Genomic DNA, 11,938 nt, shown 5'->3' with positions numbered 1-11,938 from the left:
GGATTTCGGAACTTTGAAAACTTCAAAAAACGAATTTTTATCGCTCTCAATATCAAAAAAGAAAGGACAAATTTCGTCCTTTCTAGATCTTAGCTTTTATTCAACCCACTACAGTTGACAAAGAGCCCGAAAAAAAGAACCTTGCAATGCAAGATTCTTTTAGTGTCTGACTTAAATAATTGTTCTTCTGGGAACTAAATCGAATTAAGCTTCGATTTCTGTAACCATACCTGAACCAACAGTACGTCCACCCTCACGGATAGAGAATGTAGTACCTTGTTCTACGGCGATTGGGTGGATCAACTCAACGTCGATTGTCACGTTATCACCAGGCATTACCATTTCAGTACCTGCTGGAAGTTCGATTGAACCTGTAACGTCAGTAGTACGGAAGTAGAATTGTGGACGGTAGTTGTTGAAGAATGGAGTGTGACGTCCACCTTCTTCTTTAGTAAGGATGTAAACTTCACCTTTGAATTTAGTGTGTGGGTTGATTGAACCTGGTTTAGCGATAACTTGTCCACGTTCGATTTCGTCACGTTGAACACCACGAAGAAGGACACCTACGTTATCTCCAGCAAGACCTTCGTCAAGTTGTTTACGGAACATTTCAACACCAGTAACAACTGCTTTTTGAGTTTCTTCTTTGATACCAACGATTTCGATTTCGTCGTTGACTTTAACGATACCACGGTCGATACGTCCTGAAGCAACTGTACCACGTCCAGTGATTGAGAATACGTCTTCGACTGGAAGAAGCAATGGTTTGTCAGTGTCACGTTCTGGTTCTGGGATGTACTCATCAACTGTGTTCATCAATTCCATAACGATGTCTTCGTATTTAGTGTCACCTTCAAGGGCTTTAAGAGCTGAACCTTGGATAACTGGAAGATCGTCACCTGGGAAGTCGTATTCTGACAATAGGTCACGGATTTCCATTTCAACCAATTCAAGCAATTCTTCGTCGTCAACCAAGTCAACTTTGTTCATGAAGACGATAAGGTGTTTAACACCAACCTGACGTGAAAGAAGGATGTGCTCACGAGTTTGTGGCATTGGTCCGTCAGTTGAAGCTACTACAAGGATAGCTCCGTCCATTTGAGCGGCACCAGTGATCATGTTTTTAACGTAGTCCGCGTGTCCTGGAGCGTCGATGTGAGCGTAGTGACGTTTTTCAGTTTCGTACTCAACGTGCGCAGTGTTGATTGTGATACCGCGTTCGCGTTCTTCTGGAGCAGCATCGATAGACGCATAGTCTTTAGGTTGGTTAACTGATGAAGGCAAGCGACGTGCCAAAACAGTTGTGATAGCTGCAGTTAGGGTAGTTTTACCGTGGTCAACGTGTCCGATAGTACCAATGTTAACGTGTGGTTTACTACGATCGTATTTTTCTTTTGCCATTTGAGTAAAAGCCTCCAATAAAATATATTTTATAGATAGACAGTAGGCAATACAGTCTAACTTTCCTTACTATTTTATCAAATTTCAGCTAAATTGCAAGTGTTTTACAAAGTTTTTGTGAATTATTCTTAATCTACTAATCTAAACGGTATTTCTACTCCCATCACTTCTTTAATGAAAAAGAAAAATCAGGAATTTCCTGATTTTTACTTAGCTAATTCTCTTTCTCGTTCTTTCATTATTTTATGATTTTCATACAAACGTGATAAAAACTTAGAAATTTCTTTTAAGATAGAATAGGTTGGTACTGCGACAATCATGCCAATGACACCATAGATATTACTTGATAACAAAAGTAATACTAAAATCGTAATTGGATGAACCTTCATCACTCCACCAACGATTCGAGGGTAAAGGATGTTCCCATCTACTTGTTGAATAATCAACATATAAACAACTGCAATCAGCATTCTATGAGGATCAGTAAAGACATTAGCGATAATCATCGGAATCAAACCAATACTTGGGCCTACATAAGGAATGAGATTGGCTAATCCTGAAAAGATAGCGAAGACCAAAGCGTATTTCAAACCGATTACGCTATATCCGATAAAGGCCAAACAACCAATAATAATCGCATCAATAGCAACTCCACTAATATATCGAGCAATTGTAGTATTCAAATTTTTTAAAAGACCTGTAATATGCAACTTGTCTCGCTTTAAAACAGTACGTTCAAGCATCGGCAAGAACTTGTGACCATCTAACAAAAAATAAATTAAAAATACAGGGGTCATGATAATAATCAAAACAGTACTAAAGAGCGCAGATAGGACACTTCCAACACTATTCGTTACACTATTTAGGATATTCTGTAGAATATCTACATAGGAGAGATTTAACTGTTGAATCGTCGCTTGAATATCTAAATTTTGAAAGGCTGGATAAGTAGATAAATCCACAATCAAATCTTGCAAACGACTATGACTTGTTGCAATCAAACTTGTCAGCTGATTAATCAAAATCGGTAAGAGATAGACTACCCCAATAACTAGCCCCCAAACCAAGGCGCACAAGGTTAGTAGAATACCAATGATACGGTTAATTTTGAAATACTTTTGTAAAAAATTTACAATAGGATTGGTCAAATAATATAAAAAGCCACCTAAAAGAAAGGGAATCATTATAGTGTTTGCAACGCTTACAAAAGGTGTAATAATCGCTCCCATCTCTCTCCATAAATAAAAGATAATGGTTAATAGTAAAATCTCACTGGTCCAAAAAAATAATTTATTCTTACGAAACATGAAGTACCTCCATTCATCTATTTTACCACACTTTCAAAAAAGCTTCTTTCTTATATCATGAAACTGGGAATATTTTTTTCTTTATGATAGAATAAACTTACTATGAAAAAAATAATTTTAACTCTCCTAAGCCTTTCCGTTATTGGGGCAGCATCTACTGTTGATGCTCAAGATTTTAATATTGCTGCTAAACATGCAATTGCTGTTGAGGCAAATACCGGTAAAATTCTCTATGAGAAAGATGCAACCCAGCCAGTTGAAATTGCTTCGATCACAAAATTGATTACTGTTTATCTTGTCTATGAAGCCTTGGAAAACGGTAGTATTACACTATCAACTCCGGTAGATATCTCTGATTATCCATACAAATTAACGACAAATTCTGAAGCGAGTAACGTTCCTATGGAGGCTCGTAATTATACCGTCGAACAACTACTGGAAGCAACCCTAGTATCCAGTGCTAACAGTGCAGCTATTGCGTTAGCTGAAAAAATTGCTGGCTCAGAAAAAGATTTCGTCGATATGATGAGGGCAAAGCTCTTGGAATGGGGCATTCAGGATGCCACTGTTGTCAATACGACGGGTCTTAACAATGAGACTTTAGGGGATAACATTTACCCAGGATCTAAAAAAGATGATGAAAACAAGCTCAGTGCTTATGATGTCGCTATCGTTGCTCGCAATCTCATCAAAAAATACCCACAAGTCTTGGAAATCACGAAAAAACCTTCTTCTACTTTTGCTGGAATGACAATCACTTCTACCAACTACATGTTAGAAGGTATGCCTGCTTATCGCGGTGGTTTTGATGGCCTTAAGACAGGAACAACAGATAAGGCTGGAGAGTCTTTTGTTGGTACTACAGTCGAAAAAGGGATGAGGGTTATCACAGTTGTTTTGAACGCAGACCATCAAGACAATAATCCTTACGCTCGCTTCACAGCTACATCGTCACTAATGGATTATATCTCTTCTACATTCACGCTTCGTAAAATCGTTCAAAAAGGCGATGCCTACCAAGATAGTAAAGCTCCTGTACAAGATGGAAAAGAAGATGCGGTCACTGCCGTTGCCAAAGATGATATCACTCTTATTGAACGTGTTGGGGGACAATCGTCCCAAACTATTCAATTCACACCTGATTCTAAGGCAATACCAGCACCACTTGAAGCCGGAACTGTGGTTGGACATTTGACTTATGAAGACAAGGACTTGATTGGTCAAGGTTACATCACCACAGAACGTCCTAGTTTTGAAATGGTAGCAGAAAAGAAAGTTGAAAAAGCCTTCTTCTTAAAAGTTTGGTGGAATCAGTTTATCCGCTTCATCAACGAAAAATTATAAAAAATCGCGATTTTAAACCGCGATTTTTTGTTACAAGTTCATCTTCAAAATCCTTGATTATGGGTAAATATAAAAACAAATTTTACCCAACTGATCCTTCCATCTCATAGCTAATCAAGCGGTTCAGCTCAACTGCATATTCCATTGGAAGTTCTTTTGTGAAGGGTTCTACAAATCCCATAACAATCATCTCTGTTGCCTCAGATTCTGACAAGCCACGGCTCATGAGGTAATAGAGTTGTTCTTCTGAAATCTTAGAAACCTTAGCTTCGTGTTCCAAAGCAACTTGCGAGTTATGAATTTCATTAAATGGAATAGTATCTGATGCTGATAAGTCATCCATGATAATGGTGTCACACTCGATGTGAGAAACAGATTTCTTAGAGTTTTTGTTAAAGGTTACTTGTCCACGGTAGTCCACCTTTCCTCCGCCTTTAGCGATGGATTTAGACACGATAGACGAACTTGTATGTGGAGCATTGTGGATCATCTTAGCACCAGTGTCTTGGTGTTGTCCTGCATTAGCAAAGGCGATAGAGAGCATAGTACCACGCGCCCCTTCTCCATCTAGGTAAACGGATGGATATTTCATGGTTGTTTTGGCACCCAAGTTTCCATCGATCCACTCAACAGTGGCATCCTTTTGAGCCTTAGCACGTTTTGTTACCAAGTTATAAACGTTATCAGACCAGTTTTGAATAGTCGTATAACGCATATAAGCTCCGTCCAAGGCGAAGATTTCTACGATGGCCGCATGCAAGCTGTTGCTTGAATAAGTTGGTGCCGTACATCCTTCTACGTAGTGAACACTCGCTCCCTCGTCAACGATAATCAAGGTACGTTCGAACTGACCTGTATTTTCGTTGTTGATACGGAAGTAAGTTTGAAGCGGAATATCTACCTTAACACCTTTTGGTACGTAGATAAATGTTCCACCTGACCATACTGCTGAGTTGAGGGCAGCCAACTTGTTATCTGTTGGCGGTACCAACTTAGCAAAGTATTGTTTAAACAAGTCTGGGTATTCCTTGAGGGCAGAATCTGTATCTGTAAAGATAATGCCCAATTTCTGGAACTCTTCCTTCATGTTGTGGTAAACCACTTCTGACTCATACTGGGCAGAGGCCCCTGCTAGATAGGCACGCTCAGCTTCCGGAATCCCAATACGTTCAAAGGTTTCTTTGATTTTTTCAGGAACTTCATCCCATGAACGAGCTGGTTTATCAGATGGTTTTTGGTAGTAGATCAAGTCATCAAAATCAATCTCTGACAAGTCTGCTCCCCAAGTTTGCATGGGCATTTTTTTGAAAGTTTCATAAGACTTCAAACGGAATTCTAACATCCACTCAGGTTCTCCCTTTGCAGCTGATAATTCACGAATGACATCTTCATTCAATCCTTTTCCTGTCGATAGGACAGGCTTTACATCATCATGGAAACCAAATTTATATTCACCAAGATCAATTGGTTTTGGTTCTACTCTTTCTTCAGCCATAATATCCTTTCTTTCATTCTTCATTTCTACTGATTCATAAGACAAAAGAAACTTGCCTTACTTGTTTTCTTGATTTTCAATTGTTTTCTTAAGGGCATTCCAGGCTAGGGTTGCACACTTGATTCGTTGAGGAAATTTGGCAACACCTGACAAGAAGGCTGCATCTCCAAGACTATCTTGTCTGTCATCTTTTTGCCCTTGAACCATCTCAGAAAAAATAGTCGCAAGTTCTAAAATTTCTTGTTTGGTTTTTCCTAAAACTGCGTCCGTCATCATACTAGCAGAAGCAGTTGAGATGGTACAGCCTGAGTTTAGAAAAGCGATATCCTCCAAACGCTCCTCTGCATCAAACTTGACAGAGAGATTGATAACATCTCCACAGGTTGGATTGTTGAGACTGATTTGTTCAGCGTCTTCTAACTTCCCTTGGTGATGTGGATTTTTCGAATGGTCCGCTACCACTGCCATATAAAGGCTATCTAGTTTAGAAAGTGCCATTGAAAAACTCCTTTGTCTTTTGTAAGGCATCGACTAGCTTGTCGCAATCTGCCTTGGTATTGTAGATATAAAAACTTGCGCGAGCTGTTGCTGGGACATCCAAATACTGAAGCAAGGGTTGCGCACAATGGTGACCTGCTCGAACAGCCACTCCTTCATAATCCAAAGCAGTCGCAAGGTCGTGAGGATGAAGGTCGCCTAGATTAAAGGCAATAACACCTGAACGTTGAGCCAAGTCCTGTGAACCATAAATGGTCAGTCCTTCAATCGCCTGCAGTTTTGGAAAGACGTATGAGATTAATTCCTGTTCATGAGCTTCAATCGCATCCATACCAATCTTTTCAAGATAATCTATTGCAGTAGCTAGTCCGATAGCACCTGCCATGTTAGGAGTTCCAGCCTCGAATTTCCAAGGCAATTCCTTCCAACTAGCAGATTGCTCATAGACGAAATCAATCATCTCACCACCAAATTCTACTGGTGACATTTGTTCTAGATACTTTTCTTTGCCGTAAAGAACACCGATTCCAGTCGGACCAGCCATCTTGTGACCTGAAAAGGCAAAGAAGTCCACATCCAAGTCCTGAACATCAATCTTCATATGAGGCGTAGATTGAGCACCATCCACCACCATAATGGCTCCAACTTGATGAGCTAATTGAGTAATTTCTTTGATTGGATTGACCACACCCAGAACATTTGAGGCGTGAGCAAGGGAGACAAACTTGACTCTATCAGTCAATTTAGCTCGCAAATCATCCATATCCAGAGCTCCATCCTTGAGATAGACATAGACAAGTTCAGCTCCTGTCTTGCGACAAGTTTCTTGCCAAGGAATGATATTGGAATGGTGTTCCATGACAGAAATCAAGACCTGGTCTCCCTCAGTCAAGACTTTCTCTGCAAAGCGCGCCACCCAGTTAAGACTGGTTGTCGTTCCTCTGGTAAAGAGAACTTCCTTTGTAGAACCTGCATTGATAAACTTACGAACGGTTTCACGAGCAGCTTCATAGGAAGCTGTTGCCCGTTCTGCCAAGGTATGAACGCCACGATGAACATTGGCATTATCCTGTTCATAGTAGCGGTTAATCGTCTCCAGAACTGCTTGTGGTTTTTGTGTCGTCGCAGCATTGTCCAAATAGACCAATGGTTCATCGTTGACAATCTGGTCTAAAATTGGAAAATCCTTGCGAATCACTTCTACATCTAACATAGGTTACCCCTTAGCGTTTTGACAATTTTTCTTCGATTGTTGCAATCATTTCATCGCGAACTTCCTTGACTGGAATCTCAACGATAACAGAACCAAGGAAACCACGAACAACCAAGCGTTCTGCAGTTTCTTTGTCCAAGCCACGGCTCATGAGATAGTACATGTCTTCTGGGTCTACTTGACCGATTGAAGCCGCGTGACCTGCAGTAACGTCATTTTCGTCAATCAAAAGAATTGGGTTGGCATCTGAACGTGCTTGGTCTGAAAGCATAAGAACACGACTCTCTTGTTGCGCATCTGCTCCCTTTGCACCCTTGATGATGTGGCCAATACCATTGAAGGTCAAGGTTGCTTTTTCAAGAATAACCCCATGTTGCAGGATATTTCCGATTGAGTTACAGCCGTAGTTGGTTACACGAGTATCAATTCCTTGCACCTGACGGCCACTTGAAAGAGCTACAACTTTAAGGTCAGCATGGCTACCATTTCCAATCAAATCACTATCAAAATCAGCAACGACGTTTCCTTCATTCATGACACCGATTGCCCAGTCAATATTTGCATCGTTACCTAATTTACCACGACGGCTAATGTAGGCAGTAACGTTTTCACCTAGACGGTCAATAGCTGCAAACTTGACTTGAGCACCTGAACGAGCAATGACTTCTACTGTTATATTAGCAGTTGCTTTGGCACTTCCTTCACCGCGTGACTCTAAACGCTCCAGATAACTAATCTTAGAGTTTTTACCAGCGATAATCATAATATGCTTGTTAAACGGCACATCACTATCACTATCTTGGTAGAAAATACCTTCGATTGGTTCTTTAATCTCAACATTATCAGGAATGTAGAGAACAGCACCACTATTGAAATAAGCTGTATGGTAGGCTGCCAACTTATCATCGTCATACTTAACAGATGACATGAAGAATTCCTCAATAAGCTCTGGAATTTCTTCTAAAGCTGAGTGAAAATCTGTAAAGACGACACCCTGTTCAGCCAACTCAACTGGAGTTTGCTCAAAAACAGTTTGAGTTCCTACTTGCACCAATTTCAAGTGGTTATCTAGTGCAGTGAAATCTGGAACATTTGCTGATGGCTCATTTTCTGTAATCGTTCCATCCCCCAGATTCCAACGGTGGAATTTGACACGCTCAATAACTGGTAATTCTAAACTCTCAATCTTATCAAAAGCTTTTTGACGGAGGTCAGCCAACCAGCTTGGTTCAGCGTGCATTTCTGAAAAAAGTTTAATATTTTCTTTAGTCATTTACTTCTCCTAAAAGATACGAGGGAATTACAATTCTTCCTTGTAGTCGTAGCCAAGTTCTTCAGCTAATTTTGCGTATCCTTCGCGTTCCAAACGCGCTGCCAGTTCTGGACCACCTGAAAGGACAACACGCCCTTCCATCATGACGTGTACCACATCAGGTGTGATGTAGTTCAAAAGACGTTGGTAGTGAGTGATAATCATAGCACCAAAGCCTTCACCACGCATGGCGTTCACACCTTTAGATACAACTTTAAGGGCGTCAATATCAAGACCTGAGTCAATCTCATCAAGAAGGGCAAAAGTTGGTTCCAACATCAAAAGCTGAAGAATTTCATTACGTTTTTTCTCACCACCAGAGAAACCTTCGTTGAGGTAACGCTCAGCCATTTCTTCTTTCATGTTGAGCAATTCCATCTTCTCGTCTAATTTAGTGATGAACTCACGAACTGAAATCTTTTCATCGTCTTCTTTACCAGCATTCATAGCTGCACGAAGAAACTCAGCATTGGTAATTCCAGGAATTTCAGATGGGTATTGCATTGCAAGGAAAAGTCCCATACGCGCACGTTCGTCCACTTCCAACTCAAGGATGTTTACGCCATCAAACAAAACTTCACCTTTGGTAACTTCATAGTTTGGATTTCCCATGATAGCGGCTGAAAGAGTTGATTTACCAGTACCATTTGGTCCCATGATAGCGGCAATTTCTCCTGTTTTCAGGGTCAGGTTAACCCCTTTTAAAATTTCTTTTCCTTCAATCTCAACGTGAAGATCTTTGATCTCTAATACTGACATGATAGTTCCTTTCTTTTTCACAGCCTTTACAGTACTTACTAGAAACATACTCGTTTTCCCTAGAAATACAGTAATAGGTCAATAAATATACTTTTATAGTATAACAAAAAAAAGCCTAAAAGGCTTTGATTTTGTCTAGAAGCTGAGGACTAGTCTTTCCCTTTTAAATGCTGGTCAATGACATCTACTATTTTGCCCATCAAGTAACTCACTCGAAAATTTCTAAAGAGCAAAATGGCCCAAAAGGCTGCCATAATATAGCGACCAGTCATCCAGGCTTCATTGAAAAAATAGGTCTCAGCAGCTGTAAACAGCGCTATGATAATAAATTGTTGTCTATTCATAAACTTATTGTATCATGAAATCTTTCTTTAGTCTTCCTCTACCTTCACTTTATCAGCCAAAAATTCAAATCCTTCCGGAATCAGGTTTTCTTCTGCTTCTTTTTCAACTTGAGAAGATTTAGCTTTGGCTGAAAAGGCTGCGCGCACTTCTTTCCATTCTTCCATAGAAATGGCTAAAATCTCGGGTGAAAAACCTGCTGCCTGACTGAGAATGTTGCCAAACATGGTATTGAGATTGTCCCGTTTCATTGTTTGACCAGCATTGAAGTTAGACTCAAAAGCAAGAATAGCATGGTGTTCATTGGCCGCAACTGGTTGAGAACCAACTAGCAGAGCCTTATCGGGACCTCCAAGACTTTCAATCACCTCTCCCCAGGCATTCTGCAAGCGAATCAGATTTTGACGTGCTAAATCAGGATTTTCGACAGCCTCTTGTAAAATAGATTGCACTTTATTGCGATCCACACGATAGACGGTCTTGCTCGCTGCTGGACGGGTAGGTACTGGACTAGTTGGTTTTGCTACAGTTCCCACATTTGCGAGTTCTTCTTTGAGACGCGCAACTTCCTGTCTCAATGCAGAAATTTCATGTTCAACTTCCCCAGAAAGAGCTGGTTCAGGCTTAATCTCTGCCAAACGAATGGTCATCATCTCAGCATAAATCTTAGGCTGCAAACTAGACTTAATATCTGCTAAACTGACTGTCGCCAAGCGAATCATTTCAAACAGATTTTCTTGAGGAAGTGTCAAATTTTCTACAAAGACTGGACTATGATGAGTGTTTTCTCCACCTGTTTGAACAATTAACAAGTCTCTTAAATAGTGCAAAAGATCGGTCACAAAACGAGTCATGCTCTTACCATTGTCAAAGAGAAGATTCAAGCATGCTAGGGCCTTTGGAACATCCTGTTGAGACAAGGCAGCCACATAATCATCCAAGGCTGATAGACTAATTGTGCCAGTAATTTCTTCAGAGATGGCAGTCGTCAACTCGTTTCCCTGTGTCAAACTCAGGGCTTGATCCAAAATAGACAAGGCATCTCGCATCCCACCTTCAGCCCGTCTGGCAATGATTTCCACAGCCTCTGGTTCAGAACTGATATTTTCTTTTTCTAAGATATAGCGGATATGTTCCTTAATATCCTGTGTCTTAATCGATTTAAATTCAAAACGTTGCACACGGGATAAAATCGTAGCAGGAATCTTGTGCAATTCAGTAGTAGCCAAAATAAAGACCACATTCTGTGTTGGCTCTTCTAACGTCTTTAGGAGGGCATTAAAAGCTCCTGTAGACAACATGTGAACCTCATCTATGATATAAACCTTATAGCGGGCAAGACTAGGGGCATAGGTAGATTTATCACGAATTTCGCGAATTTCATCCACCCCATTATTAGAGGCCGCATCCATTTCAATGACATCTTCTAAACTACCATCTGTCACTGCTTGACAAATATAGCAGTTATTACAAGGTTCACCACCCACTTGATTTGGACAGTTCATAGCTTTGGCAAAAATCTTGGCTACACTGGTTTTTCCCGTTCCACGTGGACCAGAAAAAAGATAGGCATGACTTATTTTCTCTTGCTCTACTGCTTGTTTAAGGGTCTTAGCCACAACTTCCTGTCCAACCAACTGGGAGAAGTTTTGACTTCTATATTTTCGATAAAGTGCTTGATACATTAGGCTTTCTCCCCAAACATTGTAAAGTCCCATTCTGTCTTTTCAAGCAAAATAGCGACAAATTGTTCCAAATAATCTCGATCCATAGCATCATAATCATCAATCTCTGAAGAATCCAGATCCAGAACCCCGAGCAATTGACCATTCTTAACCATCGGAACAACAATTTCACTTTTAGCTCGACTATCACAAGAAATATAGTTGGGATAAGTTGTTACATTACCAACCAGAACAGTCTCCTGAAAGTGGGCTGCCTCACCACAAACACCTTTTCCAAGTGCAATACGGATGCAGGAAACACCGCCTTGGAAAGGACCTAAAATCAATTCCTTTCCATCGAACAGATAAAAGCCTGCAAATACGGTATTAGGAAAGCGTGATTTTAGAAGAGCACTGGCGTTGGAAAGATTAGCCAAAACATTGGTCTCGCCTTCCAATAAAAAAGAGAGTTCTTCATTTAACATTTGATAACGTGATTGTTTTTCTGATTCTAACATAGAACTATTATATCAAAAAAGGCTTACAGACAAAAGAAAAATCCCTTGTTTAGAAAACAAAGGATTTTGTGAATTTTCAATTAGA

11 protein-coding genes are annotated in these 11,938 nt (G+C 40.2%); 1 reads left to right on the top strand and 10 read right to left on the bottom strand.

Annotated elements, in window-relative coordinates; all coding sequences use genetic code 11:
• Window positions 1-204: 204 nt before the first annotated feature.
• Window positions 205-1,401 carry an elongation factor Tu gene (gene tuf / locus QM408_RS07365; RefSeq protein ID WP_001040726.1) on the bottom strand — a complete coding sequence of 399 codons (1,197 nt, stop codon included), beginning with the start codon at window positions 1,399-1,401 and terminating at the stop codon, window positions 205-207.
• A gap of 206 nt (window positions 1,402-1,607) precedes the next feature.
• A complete protein-coding gene (locus QM408_RS07360) occupies window positions 1,608-2,708 on the bottom strand; it encodes an AI-2E family transporter (RefSeq protein WP_150922641.1) in 1,101 nt (366 codons plus the stop codon).
• A 102-nt stretch (window positions 2,709-2,810) separates the two neighbouring features.
• On the opposite strand from QM408_RS07360, the gene pbp3 reads away from it, so the two are divergent.
• On the top strand, window positions 2,811-4,052 hold the full coding sequence (gene pbp3 / locus QM408_RS07355; RefSeq protein WP_023947791.1) for a D-alanyl-D-alanine carboxypeptidase PBP3: 1,242 nt from the start codon (window positions 2,811-2,813) through the stop codon (window positions 4,050-4,052).
• Between the two features lie 82 nt (window positions 4,053-4,134).
• Here pbp3 and sufB read toward each other — a convergent pair whose 3' ends face one another.
• From sufB to QM408_RS07315, 8 genes are all read right to left on the bottom strand, one after another.
• Window positions 4,135-5,547: a Fe-S cluster assembly protein SufB gene (sufB, locus tag QM408_RS07350; protein ID WP_173876036.1), complete on the bottom strand. Its 1,413-nt coding sequence runs from the start codon at window positions 5,545-5,547 to the stop codon at window positions 4,135-4,137.
• 57 nt (window positions 5,548-5,604) lie between these two features.
• Window positions 5,605-6,045 carry a Fe-S cluster assembly sulfur transfer protein SufU gene (gene sufU, locus QM408_RS07345; protein WP_173876035.1) on the bottom strand — a complete coding sequence of 147 codons (441 nt, stop codon included), beginning with the start codon at window positions 6,043-6,045 and terminating at the stop codon, window positions 5,605-5,607.
• Window positions 6,032-7,258, bottom strand: a complete 1,227-nt coding sequence (locus QM408_RS07340) for a cysteine desulfurase (protein WP_410011492.1) — start codon at window positions 7,256-7,258, stop codon at window positions 6,032-6,034. The genes sufU and QM408_RS07340 overlap by 14 nt, the downstream gene beginning before the upstream one ends.
• A gap of 10 nt (window positions 7,259-7,268) precedes the next feature.
• Window positions 7,269-8,531 (bottom strand): Fe-S cluster assembly protein SufD, encoded by a 1,263-nt coding sequence (gene sufD / locus QM408_RS07335; RefSeq protein WP_314498624.1) that lies wholly within the window; start codon window positions 8,529-8,531, stop codon window positions 7,269-7,271.
• A 27-nt stretch (window positions 8,532-8,558) separates the two neighbouring features.
• Window positions 8,559-9,329 carry a Fe-S cluster assembly ATPase SufC gene (gene sufC, locus QM408_RS07330; RefSeq protein WP_000114489.1) on the bottom strand — a complete coding sequence of 257 codons (771 nt, stop codon included), beginning with the start codon at window positions 9,327-9,329 and terminating at the stop codon, window positions 8,559-8,561.
• A gap of 149 nt (window positions 9,330-9,478) precedes the next feature.
• Window positions 9,479-9,673 carry a DUF3272 domain-containing protein gene (locus QM408_RS07325; protein WP_001081602.1) on the bottom strand — a complete coding sequence of 65 codons (195 nt, stop codon included), beginning with the start codon at window positions 9,671-9,673 and terminating at the stop codon, window positions 9,479-9,481.
• A gap of 27 nt (window positions 9,674-9,700) precedes the next feature.
• Window positions 9,701-11,356: a DNA polymerase III subunit gamma/tau gene (gene dnaX, locus QM408_RS07320; protein WP_265486953.1), complete on the bottom strand. Its 1,656-nt coding sequence runs from the start codon at window positions 11,354-11,356 to the stop codon at window positions 9,701-9,703.
• Window positions 11,356-11,853: a GAF domain-containing protein gene (locus QM408_RS07315; protein ID WP_261020103.1), complete on the bottom strand. Its 498-nt coding sequence runs from the start codon at window positions 11,851-11,853 to the stop codon at window positions 11,356-11,358. Before QM408_RS07315 ends, dnaX begins: the two co-directional genes overlap by 1 nt.
• Window positions 11,854-11,938 lie beyond the last annotated feature (85 nt).

Origin of the sequence: Streptococcus mitis, assembly GCF_047464965.1 — a bacterium.
Classification (GTDB): Bacteria; Bacillota; Bacilli; order Lactobacillales; family Streptococcaceae; genus Streptococcus; species Streptococcus mitis_DU.
The sequence above is the reverse complement of the archived record's forward strand: the minus strand, read 5'-3'. Positions and strand labels throughout refer to the sequence as shown.

What these genes read in the sequence shown, in the direction of transcription:
- sufC (WP_000114489.1), bottom strand. Translation starts at nt 9,329, where the DNA reads ATGTCAGTATTAGAGATCAAAGATCTTCACGTTGAGATTGAAGGAAAA.
- sufB (WP_173876036.1), bottom strand. Translation starts at nt 5,547, where the DNA reads ATGGCTGAAGAAAGAGTAGAACCAAAACCAATTGATCTTGGTGAATAT.
- sufD (WP_314498624.1), bottom strand. Translation starts at nt 8,531, where the DNA reads ATGACTAAAGAAAATATTAAACTTTTTTCAGAAATGCACGCTGAACCA.
- QM408_RS07360 (WP_150922641.1), bottom strand. Translation starts at nt 2,708, where the DNA reads ATGTTTCGTAAGAATAAATTATTTTTTTGGACCAGTGAGATTTTACTA.
- QM408_RS07340 (WP_410011492.1), bottom strand. Translation starts at nt 7,258, where the DNA reads ATGTTAGATGTAGAAGTGATTCGCAAGGATTTTCCAATTTTAGACCAG.
- dnaX (WP_265486953.1), bottom strand. Translation starts at nt 11,356, where the DNA reads ATGTATCAAGCACTTTATCGAAAATATAGAAGTCAAAACTTCTCCCAG.
- sufU (WP_173876035.1), bottom strand. Translation starts at nt 6,045, where the DNA reads ATGGCACTTTCTAAACTAGATAGCCTTTATATGGCAGTGGTAGCGGAC.
- pbp3 (WP_023947791.1), top strand. Translation starts at nt 2,811, where the DNA reads ATGAAAAAAATAATTTTAACTCTCCTAAGCCTTTCCGTTATTGGGGCA.
- QM408_RS07315 (WP_261020103.1), bottom strand. Translation starts at nt 11,853, where the DNA reads ATGTTAGAATCAGAAAAACAATCACGTTATCAAATGTTAAATGAAGAA.
- tuf (WP_001040726.1), bottom strand. Translation starts at nt 1,401, where the DNA reads ATGGCAAAAGAAAAATACGATCGTAGTAAACCACACGTTAACATTGGT.
- QM408_RS07325 (WP_001081602.1), bottom strand. Translation starts at nt 9,673, where the DNA reads ATGAATAGACAACAATTTATTATCATAGCGCTGTTTACAGCTGCTGAG.